This is a genomic window from Neobacillus sp. YIM B06451 (genome assembly GCF_032667185.1).
Taxonomy (GTDB): Bacteria; Bacillota; Bacilli; order Bacillales; family Cytobacillaceae; genus Bacillus_D.
The window spans coordinates 81020-107232 of sequence record NZ_JAVFKJ010000016.1; the positions used below are offsets into that span (position 1 = coordinate 81020).

At 45.3% G+C, this 26213-nt stretch carries 23 protein-coding genes; 8 read left to right on the forward strand and 15 right to left on the reverse strand.

Annotated features, from left to right (window positions below):
- Window positions 1–127: 127 nt before the first annotated feature.
- From ychF to RB160_RS20465, 4 genes are all read right to left on the reverse strand, one after another.
- Complete coding sequence (ychF, locus tag RB160_RS20450) at window positions 128–1228, reverse strand: redox-regulated ATPase YchF (RefSeq protein WP_316572295.1); 1101 nt, start codon at window positions 1226–1228, stop codon at window positions 128–130.
- A 146-nt stretch (window positions 1229–1374) separates the two neighbouring features.
- The gene (locus RB160_RS20455) at window positions 1375–3387 is read right to left on the reverse strand and encodes a molybdopterin-containing oxidoreductase family protein (protein ID WP_316572296.1); all 2013 of its coding nucleotides are present in this window, start codon (window positions 3385–3387) and stop codon (window positions 1375–1377) included.
- 78 nt (window positions 3388–3465) lie between these two features.
- A complete protein-coding gene (locus RB160_RS20460) occupies window positions 3466–3663 on the reverse strand; it encodes a DUF951 domain-containing protein (protein WP_316572297.1) in 198 nt (65 codons plus the stop codon).
- Window positions 3663–4556 (reverse strand): mechanosensitive ion channel family protein, encoded by an 894-nt coding sequence (locus RB160_RS20465; protein WP_316572298.1) that lies wholly within the window; start codon window positions 4554–4556, stop codon window positions 3663–3665. Before RB160_RS20465 ends, RB160_RS20460 begins: the two co-directional genes overlap by 1 nt.
- Before the next feature lie 319 nt (window positions 4557–4875).
- Here RB160_RS20465 and yyaC point away from each other — a divergent pair, with 319 nt between their 5' ends.
- On the forward strand, window positions 4876–5511 hold the full coding sequence (gene yyaC, locus RB160_RS20470) for a spore protease YyaC (RefSeq protein ID WP_316572299.1): 636 nt from the start codon (window positions 4876–4878) through the stop codon (window positions 5509–5511).
- A gap of 41 nt (window positions 5512–5552) precedes the next feature.
- Here yyaC and RB160_RS20475 read toward each other — a convergent pair whose 3' ends face one another.
- The 11 genes from RB160_RS20475 to rpmH all read right to left on the reverse strand — a co-directional run bounded on the left by RB160_RS20475 (window position 5553) and on the right by rpmH (window position 16073).
- Window positions 5553–6266, reverse strand: a complete 714-nt coding sequence (locus tag RB160_RS20475) for a DUF554 domain-containing protein (RefSeq protein ID WP_316572300.1) — start codon at window positions 6264–6266, stop codon at window positions 5553–5555.
- 62 nt (window positions 6267–6328) lie between these two features.
- Window positions 6329–7183: a ParB/RepB/Spo0J family partition protein gene (locus RB160_RS20480; protein WP_316572301.1), complete on the reverse strand. Its 855-nt coding sequence runs from the start codon at window positions 7181–7183 to the stop codon at window positions 6329–6331.
- Window positions 7176–7937: a ParA family protein gene (locus tag RB160_RS20485; RefSeq protein WP_316572302.1), complete on the reverse strand. Its 762-nt coding sequence runs from the start codon at window positions 7935–7937 to the stop codon at window positions 7176–7178. The genes RB160_RS20480 and RB160_RS20485 overlap by 8 nt, the downstream gene beginning before the upstream one ends.
- Window positions 7938–8274: 337 nt before the next feature.
- Window positions 8275–9144 (reverse strand): nucleoid occlusion protein, encoded by an 870-nt coding sequence (noc, locus tag RB160_RS20490; RefSeq protein WP_316572303.1) that lies wholly within the window; start codon window positions 9142–9144, stop codon window positions 8275–8277.
- Between the two features lie 114 nt (window positions 9145–9258).
- Window positions 9259–9975, reverse strand: a complete 717-nt coding sequence (gene rsmG / locus RB160_RS20495) for a 16S rRNA (guanine(527)-N(7))-methyltransferase RsmG (protein WP_316572304.1) — start codon at window positions 9973–9975, stop codon at window positions 9259–9261.
- 21 nt (window positions 9976–9996) lie between these two features.
- On the reverse strand, window positions 9997–11886 hold the full coding sequence (mnmG, locus tag RB160_RS20500; protein WP_316572305.1) for a tRNA uridine-5-carboxymethylaminomethyl(34) synthesis enzyme MnmG: 1890 nt from the start codon (window positions 11884–11886) through the stop codon (window positions 9997–9999).
- A 152-nt stretch (window positions 11887–12038) separates the two neighbouring features.
- Window positions 12039–13424, reverse strand: a complete 1386-nt coding sequence (mnmE, locus tag RB160_RS20505) for a tRNA uridine-5-carboxymethylaminomethyl(34) synthesis GTPase MnmE (protein ID WP_316572306.1) — start codon at window positions 13422–13424, stop codon at window positions 12039–12041.
- A gap of 392 nt (window positions 13425–13816) precedes the next feature.
- Window positions 13817–14440 (reverse strand): RNA-binding cell elongation regulator Jag/EloR, encoded by a 624-nt coding sequence (jag, locus tag RB160_RS20510; protein ID WP_316572307.1) that lies wholly within the window; start codon window positions 14438–14440, stop codon window positions 13817–13819.
- Complete coding sequence (spoIIIJ, locus tag RB160_RS20515) at window positions 14437–15213, reverse strand: YidC family membrane integrase SpoIIIJ (RefSeq protein WP_316572308.1); 777 nt, start codon at window positions 15211–15213, stop codon at window positions 14437–14439. Before spoIIIJ ends, jag begins: the two co-directional genes overlap by 4 nt.
- 142 nt (window positions 15214–15355) lie before the next feature.
- Complete coding sequence (rnpA, locus tag RB160_RS20520; RefSeq protein ID WP_316572318.1) at window positions 15356–15721, reverse strand: ribonuclease P protein component; 366 nt, start codon at window positions 15719–15721, stop codon at window positions 15356–15358.
- 217 nt (window positions 15722–15938) lie between these two features.
- Window positions 15939–16073: a 50S ribosomal protein L34 gene (gene rpmH / locus RB160_RS20525; protein ID WP_115450926.1), complete on the reverse strand. Its 135-nt coding sequence runs from the start codon at window positions 16071–16073 to the stop codon at window positions 15939–15941.
- A 666-nt stretch (window positions 16074–16739) separates the two neighbouring features.
- On the opposite strand from rpmH, the gene dnaA reads away from it, so the two are divergent.
- The 7 genes from dnaA (at window position 16740) to gyrA (ending at window position 25941) form a co-directional block, all read left to right on the forward strand.
- Window positions 16740–18086, forward strand: coding sequence for a chromosomal replication initiator protein DnaA (gene dnaA, locus RB160_RS20530; RefSeq protein WP_316572309.1), 1347 nt, complete (start codon window positions 16740–16742; stop codon window positions 18084–18086).
- A gap of 185 nt (window positions 18087–18271) precedes the next feature.
- Complete coding sequence (dnaN, locus tag RB160_RS20535) at window positions 18272–19408, forward strand: DNA polymerase III subunit beta (RefSeq protein WP_316572310.1); 1137 nt, start codon at window positions 18272–18274, stop codon at window positions 19406–19408.
- A gap of 253 nt (window positions 19409–19661) precedes the next feature.
- A complete protein-coding gene (gene yaaA / locus RB160_RS20540; protein ID WP_316572311.1) occupies window positions 19662–19880 on the forward strand; it encodes a S4 domain-containing protein YaaA in 219 nt (72 codons plus the stop codon).
- Between the two features lie 11 nt (window positions 19881–19891).
- Window positions 19892–21010: a DNA replication/repair protein RecF gene (gene recF / locus RB160_RS20545; protein ID WP_316572312.1), complete on the forward strand. Its 1119-nt coding sequence runs from the start codon at window positions 19892–19894 to the stop codon at window positions 21008–21010.
- 9 nt (window positions 21011–21019) lie between these two features.
- Window positions 21020–21250, forward strand: coding sequence for an extracellular matrix regulator RemB (gene remB, locus RB160_RS20550; RefSeq protein ID WP_316572313.1), 231 nt, complete (start codon window positions 21020–21022; stop codon window positions 21248–21250).
- A gap of 73 nt (window positions 21251–21323) precedes the next feature.
- A complete protein-coding gene (gene gyrB, locus RB160_RS20555; protein WP_396954753.1) occupies window positions 21324–23234 on the forward strand; it encodes a DNA topoisomerase (ATP-hydrolyzing) subunit B in 1911 nt (636 codons plus the stop codon).
- Window positions 23235–23370: 136 nt separating this feature from the next.
- Complete coding sequence (gene gyrA / locus RB160_RS20560) at window positions 23371–25941, forward strand: DNA gyrase subunit A (RefSeq protein ID WP_316572314.1); 2571 nt, start codon at window positions 23371–23373, stop codon at window positions 25939–25941.
- The last annotated feature ends 272 nt before the right edge of the window (window positions 25942–26213 follow it).

Genomic DNA, 26213 nt, shown 5'->3' on the forward strand with positions numbered 1-26213 from the left:
TCAATTACTCACAGTGTAAAAGTATATCATAGAAACGCCAAAAGCGCAACAGCCGCTTGAATTCGGGACAAAAAAAGAAGGCATTCTCCATTAAACCTGGCGAACACCCTCGATGAAATGTTTTTTCTTATACATTGAAACGGAAATGAATGATGTCGCCATCCTTCACTTCATATTCTTTTCCTTCCAAACGCACTTTTCCTGCCTCTTTTGCGGCATTCATTGAACCATTCGCCAGCAGGTCATCATAATGGACCGTTTCAGCCCGGATGAACCCTCTTTCAAAATCGGAATGGATGATTCCGGCGCATTGCGGTGCCTTCATCCCTCTTCTAAAAGTCCATGCACGCACTTCCTGGACGCCCGCGGTAAAATAAGTGGCAAGCCCAAGGAGGCTGTACGCCTTCCGGATCAGCTGATCAAGGCCGGATTCTTCAATCCCTAGCTCTGAGAGGAACATTTCCTTCTCTTCCCCTTCTAGCTCGGCAATTTCTGACTCAATTTTTGCACAAATCACAATGACTTCTGCATTTTCATTTGCTGCAAACTCCCGGACACGCTGGACATATTCATTCGAAGAAGGATCGGCCACATCTTCCTCGCCAACGTTCGCTACATACAATACTGGCTTGATTGTCAACAGGTGAAGCTGTTTTGCAATTTTCAATTGATCTTCTGTAAATTCAACTGCCCTCGCAGGTTTTTCCGCTTCAAACGCTTCACGGAGCATAGATAGCACTTCAAATTCAGCTGAAGCATCCTTATCCTTTTGCTTTGCCAGCTTTTCAACACGGCCAATCCGTTTTTCCACCGACTCCATATCAGCAAGGATTAGCTCAAGATTGATTGTTTCGATATCTGAAATTGGATCCACCTTACCGGCAACATGGGTGATATTGTCATCCGCAAAACATCTAACCACCTGGCAGATCGCATCAACTTCACGAATATGGGATAGAAACTTGTTTCCAAGGCCTTCCCCTTTGCTGGCACCTTTAACAATCCCGGCGATATCGGTGAATTCAAAGGTTGTAGGCACAGTTTTTTTTGGCTGGACGAGTTCTGTAAGCTTGTTCAAGCGATGGTCCGGCACTTCGACGATTCCGACATTCGGGTCGATTGTACAAAACGGGTAATTGGCTGATTCGGCACCTGCTTGGGTTATTGCATTAAAAAGCGTGGACTTCCCAACGTTTGGAAGGCCTACAATACCTGCTGTTAACGCCATAGTTCGGTCACTCCTCTAATATAAACATAATCTATTGGAAAATTTAGCATTGAAATTGTATTTAAAAGCCCTACACAATTATAGGCATTCCTAATTAAAAACACAAGGTTGGCTTCCCAATAAAAACTGCCGGAAGAACCGGCAGTTTAGATGGCCTCAATCTTTTTTATTGCTACTAGGCAGTCATACAATGTGCTGCCCAGCCCATTATCGGAAGGAAGGCTCGATGTAAGGCTATTGACGGAGCCACCGAACTTCTTCCAAATGCCTTCATCGATATTAATTGTTCCCGGATGTGCTTTTGGCAAAATGGAAACTGTTCCGATTACCTCTCCCCGCTCATTCCATACCTTAGCCCTGTCACCATCCAAAAGTCCATGCCTACTCGCGATGTCTGCCGCGATTTCTATAACAACACGCGGTTCTTTCGGAAAAATATGATAGTGCTGCGAATGGTTCGATCTTAGCGGGTGGATTGTCAAGAGTGAATATGGGAATCTGGCCGCTAATTCAGGATTTGTCCATTTCGTTTCATTTGGCAAGGATAGCTGGAGCTTTCCGTTCATTCCCTTTTGCCTTGCGAGATTTGAAGTGAATTCATATTTTCCTGAAGGTGTGTTAAATCTTCCATCCGCCCATGGAACCTTAACAACCGGCAGTTCGAATGTATGGTGTTCCTTTAAAAATGCAAGATTCAGTCCATCTTTATTCAAAGGCTCCAGTAACTTTTCCAGCCATTGTCCGGGTGTATAGGCAAAATCATCGCCAAAGCCAAGGCGGTTTGCCAGCTCAGTCCATATCCATAGATCTGGTTTAGCCTCTCCCGGTGGATCCATCAGTTTAGGCGCATAGTTCACATAATGATGGAACATGGAAGCATAATAAAGGTCTTCTTCTTCAAAAACGGCCGTTGTAGGCAGGACATAATCGGCAAGCATAGCTGTGTCAGTCATGAACTGGTCAATCACGACAACCGTTTCAACCTTTGAAAAAGCCTCCTCGACGATATTGGAGTCCGGAACCTGGGTTGCAGGATTGCCGCATGTGACAATGGCCATCTTAATTTCAGGATTTTTTTCGGATAGAATCATTTCCGCCTGCCTCATGATTGGGAATTGGCGAAATTCCTTTTTCCTCTCATTCAATGAAAGCCTGCCAGCCTGAAAGCTCTTTCCAACCTGAAGATTTGCATAATTGGCTCCACCGCCAGGAATGCCAATATTCCCACTGGCTGCAACGAGCGCATCAATAAACCTGATTGTATTGCCGCCATTCCGGTAACGCTGCATGCCGAGGCCAATATATGTTGACACAGGCCGCTCGGCATAAATGGCCGACAGCCGCGCAATCGTCTCTTTTGGAACTTCTGTTTTTTCGCTAATTTCCTCTATCGTTATCGTATCAAGAAGGGCTTCGACATCACCAAAGCCTTCGGTGAATTGGTCAATGAAGGCCCGGTCTTCTTTTCCACCCCTGAGCAATTCCTTTAAAATGCCCGCAGCAAGCAGGCCGTCCATGCCTGGCTTAATTGAGATATAGTCATCTGCCAATTTCGCCGTGGCATTATATATTGGATCAATCACAAGGATGTGGATTCCCTTTTTCTTTGCTTCAAGGAGGCTTTGATAGAAATGCAGATTCGTCCTCGATGCATTCCTTCCCCACACAACGATATGCCTGCTGTTAAATAAATCGCCAGGCGCATGGCTAAGCGCGTCGCCAAAATCCCAAATTTGCGCCTCGATGCCTGATCCCCAGCAAAGCGAACCAACCACTTCCGTCACCCCGCCGAAAGCATTAAAAAACCGCTGGTCAAGGTTTTTCAGGAGCCCGCTGTTCGCATAATCATGGCTGTGAAGAACTGCTGTTGTACCGTATGTGTCCTTAATATGCGCCATCTTTGAAGCAATTTCATCTAGTGCCTGTTCCCATGATATCTGAACAAATTCACCATTTATTTTTTTTAGAGGATGAAGCAGCCTGTCATCCGATTCAATTCTCTTGATTAAGGATCGGCCTCTGCCACAGATTTTTCCTTTTGTAATCGGATGGTCAGGATCGCCATCTATTTGAATAATCTTCCCCTTTTCCATTGTTACTTGAAAACCACAGTTGTCCCAGCAATTCAGCGGGCACGCTGATTTCACGATTGTTTGCAACTCCACACCCCCGCAAGCCCCTCTACATGTTTTTAAATACAAGGTTAATACATTTTTACAAAAAAAAGAAGCATGAAATTATTCTTCATGCTTCACAAGAATCTTTTTCATTTTTCTAGAAAATTCCTTCCGCGGTATGAGAACGCTATGGGAGCAGCCTTCGCATTTGATCCTGATGTCCATCCCAAGGCGAATGATTTTCCAGCGATTCACACCGCATGGATGAGGCTTTTTCATTTCTACTATATCATTCAGGCCGAATTCTTTTTGTTCCATCAGCTTTCCCCCCTGTCAGCGGCTTGGCCGCCTTTATTCTCGCGTGAATACATGACCATTCTTGGGAAAGGAATATCAATACCGTGCTGATCCAATCCAAGCTTGATTTCTTTACGGATCATCCTTGCAACCGCAAAATGTTTCATTGGCTTTGTTTCCGCGACAACCCTTAAGGTTACCTCTGTGGGGCTGAAGTTTTGCACCCCTACCAGTTCAGGCGGTTTCACCATATCCTCATGCGCGTTCGCCAACTTCCCTATAATTTCCAGGATAATCTTTTCGGCTTTTGCAATGTCCTCTTCGTATGCTATTCCGATATCCACCACGGCCATGCTGTTATTTAAGGAGTAATTGGTCACTTGTGTAATGCTCCCATTAGGAAGAATATGTACTTCCCCCGTCCAGCTTTTAATTTTTGTCGTCCGGAGGCCAATCGACTCCACAGTTCCTTCAAACGTATCTATCCTAATATGGTCGCCAACCGAGAATTGGTCCTCAAAAATAATGAAGAATCCGGTAATGACGTCCCTAACGAGGTTCTGCGCGCCAAACCCCACTGCCAAGCCAACAATTCCAGCCCCCGCGAGCATGGCCTTTACATCAATCGACAGCTCGGTAAGAATCATCACAAATGCAATGAAATAGATGGCATACGAAAGAATGTTATCAAGCAGCTTTACAAGGGTTGCTTCTCGCCGTTCCGTTACCCTCAGCGGCATTTTAAGTCTTAAATCAAATGCTTTATGGATTGCCGCCTTCCCTATCCTAATCAGAATCCCTGATACTATCAGGATAAGAAGGATTTTTATCGCGCTTTCCCCAATAGCGACCCATTTGTCTTCATCAAGGAACCTGTTATGTATCTTGTTCAATACTCTGTTAAGTGAATCCACTTTTCCACCGCCAATCAATCAATCATTATCATTCTAGTTAGAAGCGGGATTTTTTTCAACTTTTCCCGGTCAAATCCCATACGATTCTAGTCCAATACTCCCTAAAACTCCGGATTCATCCTTCTTTCTACCCTGTTTAGCAAAAACATTTAACAGGTATGTATAGAGTACGAAATATATTCGTATACTGATACTATTCTTTATCTCCGCACCGGGAAAAGGCTTTACCCCACCTGAATTTTCATATCCTGCCCCGGACGTTTACCAGCATAGCAATAGAAACGAATGCGTGTACGCTTTCCATGGAGGAGTGGGCTTTATGACATTTAAATCAGGCTTATTCGACAGGGTGCAGAACAGCCGGATTCACCATGAGGACGCCAAAGCAGAAGCAAAGCTTGCGTCTGAACTCATTTCACATTTGCCCCTGTTAACAAGCCGGCCAATTGTAGTGGTCTGCATTGGGACTGACAGGTCGACAGGGGATTCATTGGGCCCTCTCGTTGGTAGTTTCCTTGAGGAAAAGAGATCGCCGTCTTTCCATATATATGGAACATTGGATGATCCAATTCATGCAGTGAATTTGGAAGAAAAACTGAAGGAAATAACGGAAAAGCATTTCAATCCATTCATTCTGGCAATCGATGCTTGCCTTGGGCGTTTTAAAAGTGTAGGAATCATACAGGTTTGCGATGGCCCTGTCAAACCAGGGGCCGGAGTAAACAAGGAACTGCCTGAAGTTGGGGATATGCACATTACCGGAATCGTCAATGTAAGTGGTTTCATGGAGTTTTTCGTTTTGCAAAATACGAGGCTCAGCCTCGTTGTTAAAATGGCTAAAACGATTGCGAATGGAATCCATTTAGCCTCCAAATACCAATATAACCAGCTTGGCTGGTCGGAAATTCGTTGGAATAGGGAGACGGGAGCAGCAATAAACGAACAAACAACCTAAAAACAGGAAAAGAGCGCGAGCCTTCTCCTGTTTTTCGTTTCCTATGTAAGCTGATGGTAAAAATAGAGGCATCCTACTGCCAATGCCGTAACAAGTATGCCTGGGAGCAGGTTTGCAACCTTTATTTTCGTTATACCCGCTAGATTCAGGCCGATGGCAAAAATCATTACCCCGCCGGTGGCCGTCATTTCCACAATGAATTGATCCATTAATGCAGCCGGGACTATCCTGTCTATCTGGGTCGCGAACAAAGCGATTGTCCCCTGATACAGCATGACCGGAATGGCAGAGAATATAACCCCAATGCCAAGGGTCGTTGTCAGGATAAGCGAAGTAAAACCGTCAATAATCGCTTTTGTATAAAGAACATCGTGATCCCCGCGAATTCCGCTGTCCAAGGCACCGATGATACCCATTGCCCCAATTACAAAAATGAGTGTCGCCGTTACGAACCCCTGGGAAATGCTCCCCTTTCCGTTAGAGCCAATTTTTCGTTCCAGCCAAAGGCCGAGCCGGTTCAGCTTGCCATCCAGGTCCCAAGCCTCGCCAAGCACCCCTCCAAGAACAAGGCTCAAAATGACGATAAGGAAGTTTTGGCTTTTAAGGCCCATTTGCAAACCAAGTACCATCACCGAAAGGCCAATTCCGTACATGACGGTCGATTTCATTCCTTCAGGTATGCGATGGAGAAGTTTGCCTAGCAAGGTGCCTACGATGATTAACAGCCCGTTAACCAGTGTTCCCCATAAAAACATATCTTTTTTCCCCTGTCTGTTAAAAACTTACTTCCTAAAAAAAGAAACCATCAAGTGATGGCTTAGTCGTTTGATTCGGGTTCCAAAAGATCCAGAAGCCTTTCCAAATCTTCTTTTGAAAAGAACTCGATTTCAATCTTGCCCTTGTTTTTTGATTGTTTAATGTGGACCGTGGTCCCAAACCTTTCACGAAGCTGGTTTTCCCTTTCACGGATGAAACGGTCTTTTTTCCTTTCCGGCTTCTTTGTTTCACGTGAAACATTTTCATTTAGCTGCTGAATGAGTTTCTCAAGCTGGCGGACATTCAGGCTTTCCTTGACGGTTTTTTCAACAAGGAGCGAAAGTTTGGCCTTTTGCCTCAACCCGAGAAGAGCCCTTCCGTGTCCCATTGAGATGGTGCCTTTTGAAATAAGCTCCTGAATTTGTTTTGGCAGAGAGAGCAGGCGGATGTGATTAGCGACGTGCGGCCGGCTCTTCCCAAGGCGTTTCGCCACTTCCTCCTGTGTGAGGTTTAGCTTTTCCATAAGCGTCTGGTAAGCTGCGGCTTCTTCGATTGGGCTTAAATCTTCCCTCTGCAAATTCTCAAGCACGGCCAGTTCCATCATCTGCTGTTCGGATAAATCCCGGACCACAGCCGGAACTGTTTCCAGCCCCGCTAGTTTGGCGGCACGGAAACGGCGCTCCCCGACAACGATTTCATACCCTTTTATGCTTTTGCGGACAACGAGCGGCTGGAGGATTCCATGTTCCTGTATGGATTCTTTCAGCTCCTCGATAGCTTCGGGCTCAAAATGCTTTCGGGGTTGGTAAGGGTTTGGACGCAAGTCTTTAATTCTGATATCCTGGACGGACTCTTCAGATTCCAAATCCATATTGGCAAAAAAGGCATCAAGCCCTTTTCCAAGTCCTTTAGCCATTAGAAACCACTTCCTTTGCCAGATCTAGATAAACTTCAGCACCTCGTGATTTCGGATCATAGATGATAATTGGCTCCCCATGGCTCGGAGCCTCGCTTAAGCGTACATTCCTGGGAATAATAGTCTTATAGACTTTGTCCTGAAAATATTTTTTAACCTCTTCAATAACCTGGATTCCAAGATTTGTTCTGGCATCAAGCATAGTGAGGAGGACCCCTTCTATTTTCAGATCCTGGTTAAGATGCTTTTGGACCAGCCGGACGGTATTCAGCAGCTGGCTCAGCCCTTCAAGCGCGTAATATTCGCATTGCACGGGAATCAGGACTGCATCGGAGGCAGTAAGGGCATTGATGGTCAATAAACCGAGGGAGGGAGGGCAATCGATGATAATGTAATCGTACTCGTCCTTTACCTCTTCAAGGGCCCTTTTAAGCCTGACTTCGCGGGATATTGTGGGTACCAGTTCGATTTCAGCCCCGGCTAGCTGGATGGTGGCGGGAATTGCGGACAGATTTTCCACAGATGTCGGCCTGATGACCTCTTTTGCTTCGACATCATCGACGAGCACATCGTAAATGCATTGCTCCACATCGGCCTTTTCCACTCCAATCCCGCTCGTTGCATTCCCCTGGGGATCAATGTCGACCATTAAGACTTTTTTTCCTATGTATGCTAAGCAGGCGCCCAGATTGACAGAGGTGGTCGTTTTCCCGACTCCTCCTTTTTGATTCGCGATTGCAAGTATTTTGCCCACGATGTCACCTACCTTTTTGCTTAAAAATAACTGGCTTTGCCAAAAAGTTTTGAGAAAGCCATGCATTCTATTTTATCATGAAAAATCATTGATGGAGGTTTTTTTATGAAAATAATCCTTCCATCAAAAGAATTGAGTACTAAAATGACTGAAATATCTAAGAACGGGAAAAAAATAAATCAAATCTTCAGAGAAGATACCTTCACTACCATTATAGCGCCCAAGTGAAACACCGTCCATTGTTACAGGAACATATGTTTCCATGTGTTCAATAAGAGTTCCTTTGTTCCCTCATAAAAAAACCGGACCTCAAAAGGAATCCGGTTTGTGTTCTCTATTATTTTTTCTTTGGAATTTTAATTGTGAATTGGTAATACTCTTCGAATTCCTCTTCCTCTGAATCAAGGGGGATGCCGCTATCCGAAACCATTGTTAGCGACTGGCGGATCGTGTTGACGGCAATCCTCATATCTTTGCTGAACGCCTTTCGCTTCGGCTTTGGTTTTTGTTCCTGCTGCCCAAGAAGCTTGATGACCCTTTCTTCGGTTTGCTTCACGTTTAAATTTCTGGCTATAATTTCTTCCATTACGGCAACCTGTTTCGCGCCATCTTTTAAAGGAATGAGCGCGCGGGCATGCCTTTCGGAAATTTGCTTGTTCAATAGCGCATCCTGGACCTCCTGAGGAAGCTTCAGAAGCCTAAGCTTGTTGGCAACCGTTGACTGCCCTTTTCCCAGGCGCTGGGCAAGCGCTTCCTGAGTCAAGTTATGGAGTGTAAGCAGTTTTCCATACGCAAGGGCTTCCTCGATTGGAGAGAGCTCCTCGCGCTGCAGATTCTCAATTAGCGCGACGGAAGCCGTTTCGGTATCGGACATATTTTTAATAATGGCAGGCACTTCTTCCCAGCCAAGTTTTTTCATTGCGCGCCATCTGCGTTCACCGGCAATGATTTCATAGCGGCCGCCTTCGAATTCGCGGACGACAATAGGCTGGATGATGCCATGCATATGGATGGTACGGGACAATTCCTCTATTTTTTCATCATCAAAAACCGTCCTTGGCTGAAACCGGTTTGGGACGATTAAATCTATCGCTATTTTCTTTATTTCTTCATTGCTATCGTCTGTCTCTATATCAATCTCTTTTTGAAGGTCAACTTGCTCTTCTTTTTCACCCCGGCCAAAAAAGCGTGAGAAAGAACTCTTCATCTCCTGCACCACCTTTAAAATACTCCCTCTAAACTAATTCTCTATTCTTCGAAAAAATCCTGCCGAATGGAATGGTGATTTCACGATACCGCCATTCCTTAAAAGAAAACAAGATTATGCAATCGGCGATTTGGCAGGGGTTCCAGGCTTCCGCGGATATTTTTTGGGAGTTCGTTTTTCCTTCTTGATGACAATGATCGTCCTCTCGCTGTCCTCAAGCGGCAGCGAAAAGGTATTTGTTTCATCTGTCCGGCCGCCAAGAACGGTGATTGCCTTCTTCGCATCTGCCAGTTCTTCCTTTGCATTAGCAGCTTTTAAAGCGATAAAATGGCCGCCCTGTTTCACAAGCGGGAGGCAAAGTTCACTTAATACTGATAGCCTGGCAACCGCCCTAGCTGTAACGATATCATATCTTTCCCGATGCTCCGGATTCGTTCCGAATGTTTCCGCCCTGTCATGGACAAACTGTACATTGTCCAATTCGAGGACCTTTGCAAGATGGTTCAGGAAGGTAATACGCTTATTTAACGAATCAACGATCGTTATATTCAGGGAAGGAAAGGCGATTTTCAAAGGGATGCTTGGAAACCCAGCTCCCGCGCCAACATCGCAAAGGGAAAGGGATCCTGAAAAATCAAAATAAAATGCGGCCGAAAGGGAGTCGTAAAAATGCTTTAAATAAACCTCTTCGCGGTCGGTGATCGCGGTTAGATTCATCTTTTCATTCCATTCGACCAATGTTTTGAAATATGTATCGAACTGCCCAAGCTGGGTGGAGGAGAGGGAAATACCCCTATCCCCAAGCAGCCCGGCAAATTGTTCTACGTTCATAATCTTCATCCAACTCCGCTCTTATTCTGCTTTTATCCTTGCAACCCGGCCGTGCTCCAAATACACGAGGAGAATCGAAATATCCGCTGGGTTTACCCCTGAAATCCTTGATGCCTGGGCAATCGAAAGAGGCCTTACTTGTTTAAGGTTCTGGCGGGCTTCATTCGCAATCCCGGAGATGGCATCATAGTCGATATTTTCCGGGATCTTTTTATTTTCCATCTTCTTCAGCCGGTCTACCTGCTGAAGGGACTTCTCAATATACCCCTCGTACTTGATTTGAATTTCCACCTGTTCCTTGACTTCATCCTCAAGGCTTATTTCCGGGGGAATGATGGATTCAATATGGCTGTAATTCATTTCGGTCCTTCTTAGGAAGTCGGCGGCACGGATTCCATCTTTCAGCTCGCTGCCTCCGAGGCTCCGAATCAATTCCTGGACTTCCGCTGTAGGTTTGATAATCGTAGTCCTTAACCTTTTTATTTCCGCCTCAATCGCGTCATTTTTCTTTCGGAACTTCTCAAACCGCTCATCCTGGATCAACCCAATCCGATGGCCGATTTCCGACAGCCTGAGGTCGGCATTGTCGTGGCGGAGAAGAAGCCTATATTCAGCCCTTGAAGTCAGGAGGCGGTATGGCTCGCTCGTCCCCTTCGTAACCAGGTCATCGATCATGACGCCAATATAAGCTTCCGAACGGCTCAAAATAAGTTCATCCTTGCCTAGCGCGTTCAACGCCGCATTGATGCCCGCCATCAATCCCTGGCCGGCTGCTTCTTCATAACCCGAAGTCCCATTGATTTGGCCAGCTGTATAAAGATTTTTTACCTTTTTCGTTTCAAGGGTCGGCCAAAGCTGGGTAGGAACGATGGCGTCGTATTCAATCGCATAACCCGCCCTCATCATTTGCGCATCTTTTAAGGCCGGTATCGTTTTAATAATCTTGTGCTGTACTTCCTCCGGCAAGCTCGTTGACAGCCCCTGTACATAAACCTCTTCTGTGTTACGCCCCTCTGGCTCAAGGAAAATCTGGTGGCGCGGCTTGTCATTGAACCTGACCACTTTATCTTCAATTGATGGACAATAACGCGGACCCGATCCTTTAATCATCCCGGAAAACATCGGGGAACGGTGAAGGTTTTCATCAATAATCCGATGGGTATGTTCATTCGTATATGTTAGCCAGCAAGGTAGCTGGTCAGTGATATATTTTGTTGTTTCATACGAAAATGCTTGAGGGAGATCATCCCCGGGCTGAATCTCCGTTAGCGAGTAATCGATTGTTTTACTGTGGACCCGCGGCGGCGTACCTGTTTTAAAACGGACCAAATCAAAGCCCAGTTCCTCAAGATGCTCGGAAAGTTTGATTGAAGGCTGCTGGTTGTTCGGCCCGCTTGAATATTTAAGGTCGCCAATGATGATTTCACCGCGCAGGAAAGTCCCCGTCGTAATGATGACTGTTTTTGCCCGGTAAATAGCACCCGTTTGGGTAATTACCCCTTTGCAAATGCCATCTTCCACAATGAGCTTTTCAACCATTCCTTGAAGCAGAGTCAAATTCTTTTCGCTTTCAAGCGTTTTTTTCATTTCATGCTGGTAGGAAAATTTATCAGCCTGGGCACGAAGCGCGCGTACCGCCGGCCCCTTCCCTGTATTCAGCATTCTCATCTGGATATAGGTCTTATCGATATTTTTGCCCATTTCACCGCCAAGGGCATCGATTTCCCTGACTACAATCCCTTTTGCGGGCCCTCCGATGGATGGATTGCATGGCATAAAAGCGACCATATCAAGATTGATTGTAATCATTAACGTTTTTGCGCCAATCCGGGCAGCTGCCAATCCGGCTTCACAACCTGCATGGCCTGCGCCGATGACGATTACATCATAATTTCCGGCCTCGTAGTGCATTACGCTGCCTCCTTTTCATATAGCATAAAACAGTTCTTCATAGCTCTGTTAAACTTAGTTATCGATTTCTACTTCAGACATAGCGTTCCTATAACTCTAAACATCAACAATAACTGAATTTTATTACATCCGCCGAAAAAAAAGAAACAACACTATTTACCAAGGCAAAATTGGGAGAAAAGCTGGTCAATCAAGCTTTCATGGACACTTTCGCCAATGACCTCACCCAAAAGCTCCCACGATCGGGTCAAGTCAATTTGGACTATATCAATCGGAATACCGTTTTCAACCCCGTTAATTGCTTCCTCAACCGCATGTAACGCCTGGCCCAGGAGAGCAATATGGCGGCTATTCGATACGTATGTCATATCTCCCGCATCAATTGACCCGGCAAAAAACAAATTCGCAATCGCTTCTTCAAGTTCATCGATACCCTTGTCTTCAAGGAGCGATGTCGAAACAATCCGCCTGTTTCCGGCAAGAGCCTTTACTTCCTCCATGTCGATTGCTTTTGGCAAGTCGGTCTTGTTGACGATAATGATGGCGTCCATTCCTTCTACTGCTTTAAAAATATTCCGGTCTTCATCTGTCAGTTTATCGGAATTGTTCAGAACAAGCAGGATCAAATCCGCTTCCTTTAGTACCTGGCGTGACCTTTCAACCCCAATTTTCTCGACAATGTCTTCCGTCTCCCTGATACCGGCCGTATCGAGGAGGCGAAGCGGGACTCCCCGGACATTGACATATTCCTCGATGACGTCTCTTGTTGTACCTGGGATATCTGTTACGATTGCCTTATTTTCCTGTGCAAGGCTATTCAAGAGGGACGATTTTCCGACATTCGGCCTGCCAACAATGACAGTGGAAAGGCCCTCTCTTAATATTTTACCCTGTTGGGATGTTTGTAAAAGTTTTTTAATTTCATCCCGCACATAACCTGCTTTCTCAAGCAACATGTTGTGTGTCATTTCTTCAACATCGTCGTATTCCGGATAATCAATGTTCACCTCCACATGGGCAAGCGTTTCAAGAATTTCCTGTCTGAGCTTTTTGATAAGCCGGGAAAGGCGGCCCTCCATCTGGCCTAGTGCAACGCTCATTGCCCGGTCCGTCTTTGCCCGGATCAAATCCATGACGGCTTCCGCCTGGGAAAGGTCAATCCTTCCATTCAGGAATGCACGTTTCGTAAATTCTCCTGGCTCTGCCAGCCTTGCCCCATTATTCAGCACGAGCTGAAGCACACGATTGACCGAAACAAGTCCGCCATGGCAGTTTATTTCAATTACATCCTCTTTCGTAAACGTTTTTGGACCCCTCATCGCCGAGACCATTACTTCCTCAACCGTTTCCCCGGTCTTTGGATCAATAAGATGTCCGTAATGGATGGTATGGGACGCAACCTTACTAAGCACTTTGCCGGACGGGCTCATGAATAGTTTATCCGCAATTTTAAACGCCTCGTCCCCACTCAGCCTTACAATGGCGATTGCTCCTTCACCCATTGGAGTCGAAATGGCCGCAATTGTATCAAACTCCATGTTTTCCACCTCTTTTCCTTTTAATTTCATCTATAGTTTATCTGCTGAATTGGTTTTTCCACTCATAACGGGCAGTAACGCCACTCCTCAAAATTCTCAGGCATCGAAGCCACCGCTCATAAAACTTCAATCGACCCCAAAATAACAGAATAGCATACTGTTTCTTTCAAAAAAACACATTTATCCACATGTTCCGTTTGAACATGTTTTATTTTAACTTATCCACATGTGAATAACAATAAAGCGAAGATACAATCAACAGACATAGCATCTTTAAGAACATTAAAGCCCGGTTAAGATAGGAAAAAACAAATTTTGCGACAAGGGGAAATTTTACATAAAAAAATCCCGCCTTCGGAATTTGAAGGCGGGTTTTCAACAACTATTCGATTTCAGTACCGTACCGGCGTAATGACGATGTGCCTGTGGGGCTCTGTACCGTCAGAATAAGTCTTTACTTTGCTATTTTCGGAAAGAGCGGTATGGATGACTTTCCGTTCGTAGGAAGGCATTGGTTCAAGTGTGACCGTTTTGCCTGTTTTCACGGCTTTTTGCGCAAGGCGCTGGGCCAATTGGATCAGCGTCTCATTGCGGCGGTCCCGGTAATTTTCTGCATCAAGGATGACTGTAAGGTATTGCTCCGATAAACGATTGATAATAAGCTGAGTCAAATATTGGAGGGAGTTGAGTGTTTGTCCCCTCTTCCCTATCAATAGCGCAATCTTTTCTCCGGAAAGGACAAAAGTAACGAGCTTGCCTTCCCTTTTTGCCTCGATTTCAATGGGCGCTCCCATCTGCTCGCTGACCTCGGAAAGGAATTTTTTTGCTTCTTCAATCGGATCAGGTTTGAGAGTAACTTTTACAACAGCCGGCCTTGATCCAAAAAGGCCGAAGATTCCTTTTTTTCCTTCATCTACAATTTCTATTTCTGTGCGGTCTTTTGTTGTGTTCAATTGAGCCAGTGCTGATTGGACTGCTTCATCTACGGTTTGCCCGCTAGCAGTTATCTGTTTCACTTCTTTGCTCCCCCCGCGCCGCCGGTTGCTGATGACTTCTTCAGGTCCGGCCCTTTAATGAAATATGTCTGGACAATCATGAACAGGTTCCCCACTACCCAGTACAACGACAGGGCTGCCGGGAAGTTGATGGCGAAAATCAGGATCATAATCGGCATCATATAAAGCATCATTTGCATCTGTGGATTGCCTTCCATTCCGGCCATCATCATTTTTTGCTGAATGAACGTGGTGATGCCGGCGATAATCGGCAAAATGTAATACGGATCCTTATCGCCCAGGTCGAACCAAAGGAAGTTATGGTCTGCAATCGCCCTTGTCCTTGAAATCGCATGGTAAAAACCAATGAGGATCGGCATCTGGATTAGGATAGGTAAACATCCGGCCAGCGGGTTGACACCATGTTTCTGGAACAGGGCCATCGTTTCCTGCTGTAGTTTCTGCTGTGTCTTCTGGTCTTTTGAGCTGTATTTCTCACGCAACGCCTGCATTTCCGGCTGGAGGGCCTGCATCGCTTTTGAGCTTTTTGTTTGTTTAATCATCAATGGCAGGATTGCAAGGCGGATCAGGATTGTTACAACAATGATCGAAAGCCCGAAGCTCCCCCATAAAATGTTCGCTCCTTCTGTAATGAGCCAAGAGAGCGGGTAAACAATATACTCGTTCCAAAAACCTTTGCTGTTCGCATCAATTGGTTTATTTACCTCCATACAGCCTGAGAGCAGGAGAACCAATGAAAATAAACCTAAATACAGTAATTTTCGCTTACTCAACCGAAATTTCCTCCTTAAGCGGATGGGTATGTGAATTTATTTTTGGGTGTTCCCCAAAAAAGGACATGCTACCTGAATCATTCTATCATTTTTTTAAAGGAAGTGCTTTCAAAATCTATGGAAGCGGGAAAAAATATGCTCTTTACCCCTCATTGTCGACTGGAAAGTTCCTTTTCAATACTTTTGCAAGCTTTAGGACGTGGGCGAGGCTTTTTTTTACCTCGAAAAAATCCATGTCCGCGGCAGGCTTTCTGGCAATGATGACATAATCATTACCGTCAGAAAGCCCTTCCTTCATTTCAAAAAACGACTGCCGTATGTATCGCTTGATCCTGTTTCGGACCACAGCGTTTCCAATTTTTTTGCTCACCGACAAGCCGATCCGGAATGAAGGCTGGTTTTCCTTTTTCAGGACATAGACGATGAATTGCCTGTTTGCAGTCGAACGCCCTTTTTTAAAAACAGCCTGAAAATCGTTATTCTTTTTAATTCTATAATCTTTTTTCATGACTTCACCTTCCATCTTCGCCACCGGATGGCTGCCACCTCTACGTTTCATCCTCTCCCTCGAGGCAGTCCGTTATTCGGAAGGCCGCGAAGGAGAAATAAAAGCGTTCAATCAATACATTCCGCTCAATTATGATTCTTAGAGTGGTTTTGGGTGAGCCCGAAGAAAATTGTCTTTGATTTTCAATAGAAAAAAGACCACTGAGACGGTCAGTGGCCTAAGCTGATAATACTTTTCTTCCTTTTTGGCGGCGGCGCGCTAGTACTTTGCGGCCGTTCGCTGAGCTCATGCGGCTGCGGAACCCGTGAACTTTGCTATGCTTTCTTTTCTTTGGCTGGTACGTCCTTTTCATCGTATGACACCTCCCTGAGGAATTGCTTATATAGACAGTCTAGCTTGCTTTTAATTTACGCTTGGTAAAGACAGTCTTAATTATTATAGAGACGCATGCAGGAAGTTGTCAACTATTGATTCTGATTTCATACATCTTCCAGCCCCTAAAAGGAAGGGGCCTTTTCCGCCATCCCTCTTTTCTCCTCCATTTTTACCACTGCAAAACGCCCTCTTTTTATCCCTGTGGATAAATTCCGACAGATTTCTAGCCTTCTCCCTTGCTTATTGACAGGTTTTTCACATACCCTAGTATTGTGGATAAATCGAACCTGGATAAATCCGGTTCTTGTGGATAATTACGAAAACCCATTGCGCCACTTACTTTTTTTTGATATTATATTTGTGTTTTCACTTCTAATAAATCACTGTGGACATCTTAATTGTCCACAGATTGTGGATAAGTTGTGGACAGGTTATCCAACCACTTTGTAAAAACTTGTCCACATCCCGTGGATATTGTCGAAACCTCTTATTCTTTCCTTATAATATGTTTTTCCACAAATCCATCACCTTGAATATTTATTCATACGGGTTGTACAGCTTGTATAACAGACCCGACTATTCTACAAATACACAAGAACCTATTCTTGTGAGAATCAGAGATTAAGAGAGGGAGGGAAACTAGTTGGAAAATATCGCGGACTTATGGAATGCGGCGTTAGCTACGATCGAAACAAAAATAAGCAAGCCCAGCTTCGATACATGGCTGAAATCGACAAAGGCGCATTCGCTCCAGGGCAATACACTTGTTGTAACGGCGCCGAACGAATTCGCGCGAGACTGGCTTGAAGAACGATATGCCCCATTAATTTCGGAAATCCTTTATGAAATTACCGGGGAAGAGCTTGAAGCAAAATTTATCATCCCGCAGGTAAAGGACGACGAGGAGCCTGAACTTGCTCTCCCGAAAAAGAAGCATAAAAAAGAGGAAGAAAACAATGATATTCCCCAAACGATGCTGAATCCGAAGTATACGTTTGACACGTTTGTCATTGGATCAGGAAACCGGTTCGCCCACGCGGCTTCGCTTGCGGTCGCTGAAGCTCCTGCAAAAGCGTATAATCCCCTGTTCATCTATGGAGGGGTTGGGCTTGGCAAAACACACTTGATGCATGCAATCGGGCATTACGTCCTTGAACATAATCCGTCTGCAAAAGTAGTTTATTTGTCTTCCGAAAAATTCACGAATGAATTCATCAATTCAATCCGTGACAACAAGGCGATTGAATTTCGGAATAAGTACCGGAAAGTTGATGTATTGCTCATTGATGATATTCAATTTCTTGCTGGAAAAGAGTCAACACAGGAAGAATTCTTCCATACATTCAACACCTTGCACGAAGAAAGCAAGCAGATCATCATTTCGAGTGACCGGCCGCCAAAGGAAATTCCGACCCTTGAAGACAGGCTTCGTTCCCGGTTTGAATGGGGCCTTATAACCGACATCACCCCTCCCGATCTGGAGACAAGGATTGCAATCCTTCGCAAGAAAGCCAAAGCGGAAGGCCTTGATATTCCGAATGAAGTCATGCTGTATATAGCAAACCAGATCGACTCGAATATTAGGGAACTTGAAGGAGCGCTTATCAGGGTCGTTGCCTATTCCTCATTAATTAACAAGGATATTAACGCCGACCTCGCAGCCGAGGCGCTAAAGGACATTATCCCTAGTTCAAAGCCGAAAATCGTCACGATCCTTGATATCCAAAAGGCAGTCGGGCAGCAGTTTAACGTGAAGCTGGAGGATTTCAAAGCAAAGAAACGGACCAAATCCGTAGCATTTCCCCGCCAGGTTGCCATGTACCTATCACGTGAGCTTACCGACTTCTCGCTTCCGAAAATCGGCGAAGAGTTCGGAGGCCGGGACCATACGACGGTTATCCATGCCCATGAAAAGATTTCGAAGCTGCTAGCTACCGATGCCCAGCTCCAAAAGCAGGTCAAAGAGCTGAACGAGCTGTTGAAAGTTTAGCCTTTTTGTGAATAACTCCGTTGAGGTTACACACAGTCTGTCCACATGTGGATAGACTGTCTTTCCTTTGAACAGGCCAGTTATCCACAAACTCACAGGCCCTACTAGTACTTCTACGATCTTTTTAAAGAACTTATTATTATATTTTAAGCAAAAAAAATTATGCATGAATCGGGGGAAGAAAAATGAAATTCAGTATCCAACGCGACTATCTTGTCCAGAGCGTAAATGATGTGATGAAGGCAGTTACGTCGAGAACGACCATTCCAATCCTGACAGGAATAAAAATTGTTGCGGGAACAGACGGAGTAACATTAACAGGGAGCGATTCCGATATTTCGATCCAATCGTTCATCCCGAAAGAAGAAAATGGGGATGAAATCGTTGAAATCAAGCAGCAGGGAGCAATTGTCCTCCAGGCGAAATTTTTCAGCGAAATCGTTAAAAAACTTCCTACCGATACAGTTGAAATAGACGTGCAAAACCATCAGCAGACCGTCATCCGCTCAGGGAAATCTGAATTTAACCTGATTGGCCTGGATGCGGAGGAATATCCGCACCTTCCGCAGATTGAAGAAAAAAACAAATTCCGCATCCCAGCCGACTTGCTAAAGGCATTGATCAGGCAAACCGTTTTCGCAGTATCCGTATCGGAAACAAGGCCTATCTTGACAGGTGTAAACTGGAAGGCTGAAAACAATCAACTGACCTGTATTGCAACAGATTCGCACCGCCTCGCAATGAGGAAGGCGCATGTGGAAACGGAAAACAATGATTCCTATAATGTCGTCATTCCGGGTAAAAGCCTGAATGAACTGAGCAAAATCATTGCCGACACAAATGAGCCGATTGATATTGTCATTACCGATAACCAGGTGCTGTTCAAAGCGAAAAACCTGCTCTTTTTCTCAAGGCTTCTTGAAGGGAACTATCCGGACACATCCAGGCTTATCCCACAGGACAGCAAAACGGATGTCGTCGTCCATACGAAGGATTTCCTCCATGCGATTGACAGGGCTTCGCTCCTTGCAAAAGAAGGGCGAAACAACGTTGTTAAATTTTCGACCCTTGGAGATAGCATCGTCGAAGTTTCTTCCAACACCCCTGAAATCGGAAAGGTTGTTGAAGAAATCCAAAGCCAGTCTGTCGAAGGCGAGGAATTAAAAATCTCCTTTAGCGCAAAATATATGATGGATGCGCTAAAAGCCCTAGAAGGTACAGATATTAAAGTAAGTTTCACAGGAGCGATGAGGCCGTTCGTCATCCGTCCACTTCACGACGAATCGACACTGCAGCTGATCCTTCCGGTAAGAACTTATTAATTTCCAAGTTCGTTTAAAAAGGAGCTGCCGGTTAACTGGCAGCTTCCTTTCTTGATAACAGGGAAAAAACACGCTCCTAAATTATGGTAAATAGGAATAAACAAGCTAAATCTCAGTATTCTTTGTATCTTCGGAGTTTTTTTAGTAAAATAAAGTATTAGATACTTCTAATTGGAAACGCTCAGCCACCATTTGGGTTGGGCTGATCGAGTTTCAATGAAAAGCCAATTTCTTTTGGAAAAGAGTGAGCGAAATGCCAGTTGAGATAACAATCGATACGGAATACATCACGCTGGGCCAGTTTCTGAAGCTCGCCGACATCATTCAGACTGGCGGGATGGCCAAATGGTTCCTTGGCGAACATGAAGTGTTTATCAATGGGGAACAGGACCAAAGAAGAGGAAGAAAACTCAGGGCTGGAGATAGAATATCCATTCCGGGCTTTGGTGAATTTACCCTTGAACAGGCTTAAGGGATGTTGACATGTATATTGAAAAGCTGGCATTAAAAAATTATCGAAATTACGACAGCCTGGAAATCGGCTTTGAAAATAAGGTGAATGTAATCCTTGGTGAAAATGCCCAAGGAAAAACAAATCTAATGGAATCGATCTATGTCCTGGCAATGGCAAAATCCCACCGGACCTCGAATGATAAAGATCTTATTCGTTGGGATACGGATTATGCTAAAATAGAAGGACGGATTAATCGAAAGCACGGTTCTCTCCCGATGCAGCTCGTTATTTCAAAAAAAGGCAAGAAAGCCTGGTACAACCATATTGAGCAACAAAGGCTGAGCCAGTATGTCGGAAACTTGAATGTTGTCATGTTTGCGCCTGAAGATCTGAACCTTGTCAAAGGCAGTCCACAGATCCGCCGGCGTTTCATAGATATGGAGATTGGACAGGTTTCGCCTGTCTATTTGCACGGGGTCAGCCAATATTTAAAAATCCTGCAGCAAAGAAACCACTACTTGAAAATGCTGCAAATCAAGAAAACCAGTGACGAGACTATGCTGGATATCCTCACTGAACAATTTATCCAAGCTGCGGTCAGAATTACCGCGAAACGGTTTGAATTCCTCAGGCTCCTTGAGAAATGGGCACAGCCCCTCCACAAAGGCATCTCAAGAGGTATTGAAACATTGGAAATACACTACTCCCCCTCTGTCAATGTATTAGAAGGACAGGATTTGTCGAAAATGATAGAGGTATTTGAAGAAAAATTCACAAAGGTGAAAGCCAGGGAAATTGAACGGGGAACAACCCTTTTCGGACCTCACCGGGATGATGTCCTGTTCCATGTGAACGGTCGCGATGTCCAAACTTTCGGGTCACAAGGGCAGCAGCGGACAACGGCCTTATCCGTAAAGCTCGCGGAGATTGAGTTAATCCAGTCCGAAATCGGTGAATATCCAATCCTTCTTTTGGACGATGTCCTTTCGGAGCTTGATGATCACCGGCAATCCCACCTTCTTAATACAATCCTTGGGAGAGTACAAACATTCGTAACGACAACAAGTGTGGAAGGAATCGACCACCAGACAATCAAGGAAGCTTCTACATTCATTGTCGATTCAGGGGAGATCATACGCAGGAATTGAGGCGGTCCTATGTATATTCATATCGGCGAAGACCATATGGTAAGGGTGAAGGAGATTATTGCCATCATCGATAAAAGCAGTGCCCTGGATTCGCGATTTGCTGAATCGGGCAAAGCAATCAATTTGTCGAAGGGCCCCTTCAAATCGGTCGTCGTTACGGAGAAAGACATATATTTATCGCCTTTGGCCTCAACTACATTAAAAAAACGTTCAGCCCGGATGGGCATTCAGGATTTTTGATATGAACTTAACATAAATCAGCAAGGCAAATGCAATGAAAGAGCAGGTGAGCGGTTTGGCAATGGATCAAGAAATGATGAAGGAACAATCGTATGATGCCAGTCAAATTCAGGTGCTTGAAGGCCTGGAGGCTGTTAGGAAGCGGCCGGGGATGTACATCGGCTCGACAAGCAGCAAAGGGTTGCACCACCTTGTCTGGGAAATTGTCGATAATAGTATAGATGAAGCGCTGGCCGGCTATTGCGATAAAATTAAGGTCATCATTGAAGAAGATAATAGCATTACAGTCAAAGATAATGGGCGGGGCATTCCAGTCGGGATCCAGGAAAAGATGGGCAGGCCGGCTGTTGAGGTTATCTTGACAGTGTTGCACGCCGGGGGAAAGTTTGGCGGCGGAGGATATAAAGTGTCCGGAGGGCTCCACGGTGTCGGCGCTTCTGTTGTAAACGCGCTGTCCACATTCCTTGAGGTATTTGTCCACCGGGACGGCCAAATCCATTATCAGAAATATGAACGCGGTGTTCCAGTCGCCGATTTGAAGGTGATTGGCGAGACCGACAGGACCGGGACGACCATCCACTTTAAGCCGGATCCGGAAATATTCACTGAAACACTTGAATACGAATACGATGTACTTGCGAACAGGCTCCGGGAATTGGCTTTCCTAAACCGCGGAATCAACATTTCCATTGAGGATAAGCGCGAGGAGAACAAATCGAATGAGTACCATTATGAGGGCGGAATCAAATCGTATGTAGAGCATTTGAACCGTACAAAAGAAGTAATCCATGACGAGCCGATCTATATGGAGGGCGGCCGTGACGGGATTACAGTCGAAGTAGCCATGCAATACAACGATGGCTATACCGGAAACCTATATTCCTTTGCAAATAATATCCATACGTATGAAGGCGGTACCCATGAATTCGGGTTCAAGACCGCGCTGACAAGGGTGATAAACGATTATGCCCGAAGGAGCGGTATTTTCAAGGAAGCCGATGCAAACCTGTCCGGAGAGGATGTCCGGGAAGGGTTGACTGCCATCGTTTCAATCAAACATCCTGACCCGCAATTCGAGGGCCAAACCAAAACAAAATTAGGCAACTCGGAAGTACGCGCGGTAACCGATGCCGTTTTTGCGGATCAGTTTGAAAAATTCATGCTGGAAAACCCTATCGTCGCTAGGAAAATCGTCGAAAAAGGGCTTATGGCTGCCCGTGCAAGGCTCGCGGCGAAAAAAGCACGCGAGTTGACACGCAGAAAAAGTGCGCTTGAAGTCTCAAGCCTTCCAGGGAAGCTCGCGGACTGCTCATCAAAAGATCCTTCCGAAAGTGAAATTTATATTGTTGAGGGTGACTCTGCGGGTGGATCGGCCAAACAGGGCCGTGACCGCCATTTCCAGGCAATCCTCCCGCTTCGCGGAAAAATTTTGAATGTTGAAAAGTCAAGGCTTGATAAAATCCTGTCCAATAACGAAGTAAGGGCAATCATCACTGCCGTCGGTACTGGGATTGGTGAAGACTTCGAAATCAGCAAGGCGAGATACCATAAAATTGTTATCATGACAGATGCCGACGTCGACGGAGCCCATATCCGCACTTTATTATTGACGTTCTTTTATCGTTATATGCGGCAGATTATTGAGTCGGGATATATTTATATCGCACAGCCGCCGCTGTATAAAATCCAGCAAGGTAAACGCATCGAATACGCGTATAACGACAAACAAATGGATGAGATCATGGCTGGGCTCCCAGCAACGCCTAGACCTAATATCCAGCGGTATAAGGGACTTGGAGAAATGAATCCGGATCAGCTGTGGGAGACAACGATGAATCCTGAGACGAGGACTCTTCTTCAGGTAAGCCTGACTGACGCAATTGAAGCCGATGAGACATTTGAAATCCTTATGGGCGACAAAGTTGAGCCCCGACGGAACTTTATCGAGGAAAACGCACTTTATGTAAAAAACCTGGATATTTAAAAACGATGAACGCCGCATGACATGATGGTTCAACTTAAAAGCCAGGATAGATAGTCATCTATCCTGCTTTTGCAATTAATTTAGGGTTTATTGGCCGGCGAGCAAGTAGCTGCCAGTCCCTAATGGAGGTAATTTGATGGCTGATTTTGAAAACCCCCGAGTAAGGGAAATAAATATTAGCCAGGAAATGAAATCATCCTTCCTGGACTATGCAATGAGTGTTATCGTTTCACGTGCCCTTCCAGATGTCCGGGACGGACTGAAGCCGGTACACCGACGTATCCTCTATGCAATGCACGACCTTGGAATGCATTCGGACAAACCATATAAGAAATCCGCGCGTATTGTAGGGGATGTTATTGGTAAATACCATCCACATGGCGATTCCGCCGTATATGAAACAATGGTCAGGATGGCCCAGGATTTTAACTACCGTTATATGCTCGTCGATGGACATGGGAACTTCGGGTCAGTTGACGGCGATGCGGCCGCGGCAATGCGTTATACGGAATCAAGAATGTCGAAAATATCGATGGAACTCCTAAGGGATATCAATAAAGATACCATTGACTATCAGGATAACTATGATGGAGAGGAAAAGGAGCCTGTTGTCCTTCCCGCCCGCTTCCCTAACCTGCTAGTAAATGGGACGACCGGGATTGCTGTTGGAATGGCGACAAATATCCCTCCACATCAGCTTGGTGAAATAATCGATGGCGTATTGGCCCTTAGCCAGGATCCAGATATTACAATTCATGAATTGATGGAGACGATTCCAGGCCCTGATTTCCCGACTGGCGGAATTATTATCGGGCGAAGCGGCATCCGCAAAGCATACGAAAGCGGCAGGGGTTCAATCACTCTCCGTGCAAAAGTCGAGATTGAACAGCTGAAGAACGGCAAAGAAGTCATTATTGTAAATGAATTGCCGTATCAGGTGAACAAAGCAAGGCTGATTGAAAAAATCGCTGAGCTCGTGCGTGATAAAAGGATTGATGGCATTACCGACCTGCGTGATGAATCCGACCGAAATGGAATGCGGATTTACATCGAGGTCAGAAAAGATGCGAATGCCAATGTCGTCCTAAATAATTTGTACAAGCAAACTGCGATGCAGACCAGCTTCGGAATCAACCTGCTTGCCCTAGTAGAAGGGCAGCCAAAGGTGTTAAACCTGAAGCAGTGCTTAAAATACTATCTCGCCCATCAACAAGTGGTCATTAGGCGCCGTACTGAATTTGAACTTGGTAAAGCTGAAGCGAGGGCGCATATACTCGAGGGGCTGCGCATTGCCCTCGATAATCTTGATGCGGTCATTACACTTATCCGTAATTCAAGGACAACCGATATCGCGAAGGACGGGTTAATGTCAACCTTCAATCTTTCCGAAAAGCAGGCCCAGGCAATTCTTGATATGAGATTGCAGCGCTTAACCGGCCTGGAAAGGGAAAAGATTGAGGATGAATTCCAGAATCTGATGGCATTGATAGCCGAGTTGAAGGCAATCCTGGCCGATGAAGAAAAAATCCTCGAGATCATCCGAGAAGAACTGCTCGAAATCAAGGAGCGCTTTAACGACACAAGGCGTACTGAAATCGTGGCGGGCGGAATTGAAAACATCGAGGATGAAGACCTGATTCCGCGAGAAACCGTTGTTCTTACCCTTACCCATAATGGCTATATCAAACGCCTGCCAGTTTCCACCTATCGCGCGCAAAAACGCGGTGGACGAGGAATTCAGGGGATGGGGACAAATGAGGATGACTTTGTTGAACAGCTGATTACAACGTCCACCCATGATACGATCCTCTTCTTTACGAATAAGGGGAAAGTATACCGTGCCAAAGGCTATGAGATTCCGGAATTCAGCCGTACGGCAAAAGGACTCCCAATTATTAACCTTCTTGGCATTGAGAAAGGCGAATGGGTCAACGCAATCATCCCAATTGATGAATTTGTCGATGACTGGTTCCTCTTCTTTACAACAAAGGAAGGGATTTCGAAACGTTCACCGCTTACTTCATTTGCCCATATTCGGAACAACGGCCTCATTGCCCTGAACCTCCGAGAGGGAGATGAATTGATCTCAGTCCGGCTTACTGACGGAAGCAAGGAAATCGCAATCGCGACCAAAAAAGGAATGCAGATCCGTTTCCCTGAAACAGATGTAAGGACAATGGGAAGGACTGCAACAGGCGTAAAAGGAATTACGCTTGATCCTGATGATGAAGTCATAGGGATGGAGGTCCTTGAGGAAGGCACGGATGTGCTTGTCGTAACAAGCAAAGGGTATGGAAAGCGGACAGCCGCTGCCGAATACCGTATCCAGGGCCGAGGTGGAAAAGGTATTAAGACAGCAAACGTAACTGAACGGAACGGTGAACTCGTTTCAATGAAAACTGTTACGGGTGAGGAAGACCTTATGCTCATTACCACAAGCGGGGTGCTTATCCGTATACCGGTTGACAGCATTTCGAAGGTAGGAAGGAACACAATCGGTGTCAAGCTGATTAACATTAAAGATAATGAAAGTGTGGCAACGGTTGCGAAAGTAGAAAGGGAAGAAGAAAAGCCCGAAGACGAATCCGGTGCAGTAGTTGAAGCTACGCATACAGATGAAGATATTGTCGTAACAGAGGTTGTCGAGTTGGATGAGCCTGCAGAAAACATGGACCAAGATCCAGAAGAAGAGAGCGGCGAAGAATAAGCGCCAAATGGTAAATTAAAGCGGGAAGCCGGATTATGGCTTCCCGTTTTTTAAAGGAATTATCAGAAATAACTTTCTGTTTTAAAAGGTATTGCCTGTTTGCCAGGTTGCTGATATAATCACAAAGGTCGGCTTGAGTTATTAACACTGAGAAGTTAAATATTTAATAAAAAGTGTTGACGTTAACCAGCTGATATGATATATTATTAAAGTCGCTGTTGGGCGACAATTGCTCTTTGAAAACTAAACAAACAAGCGTCAACAAACAATAA

What these genes read in the sequence shown, in the direction of transcription:
- rpmH (WP_115450926.1), bottom strand. Translation starts at nt 16,073, where the DNA reads ATGAAAAGGACGTACCAGCCAAAGAAAAGAAAGCATAGCAAAGTTCAC.
- remB (WP_316572313.1), top strand. Translation starts at nt 21,020, where the DNA reads ATGTATATTCATATCGGCGAAGACCATATGGTAAGGGTGAAGGAGATT.
- recF (WP_316572312.1), top strand. Translation starts at nt 19,892, where the DNA reads ATGTATATTGAAAAGCTGGCATTAAAAAATTATCGAAATTACGACAGC.
- RB160_RS20475 (WP_316572300.1), bottom strand. Translation starts at nt 6,266, where the DNA reads ATGTTTTTATGGGGAACACTGGTTAACGGGCTGTTAATCATCGTAGGC.
- RB160_RS20460 (WP_316572297.1), bottom strand. Translation starts at nt 3,663, where the DNA reads ATGGAACAAAAAGAATTCGGCCTGAATGATATAGTAGAAATGAAAAAG.
- rnpA (WP_316572318.1), bottom strand. Translation starts at nt 15,721, where the DNA reads ATGAAAAAAGATTATAGAATTAAAAAGAATAACGATTTTCAGGCTGTT.
- gyrA (WP_316572314.1), top strand. Translation starts at nt 23,371, where the DNA reads ATGGCTGATTTTGAAAACCCCCGAGTAAGGGAAATAAATATTAGCCAG.
- yyaC (WP_316572299.1), top strand. Translation starts at nt 4,876, where the DNA reads ATGACATTTAAATCAGGCTTATTCGACAGGGTGCAGAACAGCCGGATT.
- rsmG (WP_316572304.1), bottom strand. Translation starts at nt 9,975, where the DNA reads ATGAACGTAGAACAATTTGCCGGGCTGCTTGGGGATAGGGGTATTTCC.
- noc (WP_316572303.1), bottom strand. Translation starts at nt 9,144, where the DNA reads ATGAAGAGTTCTTTCTCACGCTTTTTTGGCCGGGGTGAAAAAGAAGAG.
- ychF (WP_316572295.1), bottom strand. Translation starts at nt 1,228, where the DNA reads ATGGCGTTAACAGCAGGTATTGTAGGCCTTCCAAACGTTGGGAAGTCC.
- yaaA (WP_316572311.1), top strand. Translation starts at nt 19,662, where the DNA reads ATGCCAGTTGAGATAACAATCGATACGGAATACATCACGCTGGGCCAG.
- mnmG (WP_316572305.1), bottom strand. Translation starts at nt 11,886, where the DNA reads ATGCACTACGAGGCCGGAAATTATGATGTAATCGTCATCGGCGCAGGC.
- mnmE (WP_316572306.1), bottom strand. Translation starts at nt 13,424, where the DNA reads ATGGAGTTTGATACAATTGCGGCCATTTCGACTCCAATGGGTGAAGGA.
- RB160_RS20480 (WP_316572301.1), bottom strand. Translation starts at nt 7,183, where the DNA reads ATGGCTAAAGGACTTGGAAAAGGGCTTGATGCCTTTTTTGCCAATATG.
- dnaN (WP_316572310.1), top strand. Translation starts at nt 18,272, where the DNA reads ATGAAATTCAGTATCCAACGCGACTATCTTGTCCAGAGCGTAAATGAT.
- gyrB (WP_396954753.1), top strand. Translation starts at nt 21,324, where the DNA reads ATGATGAAGGAACAATCGTATGATGCCAGTCAAATTCAGGTGCTTGAA.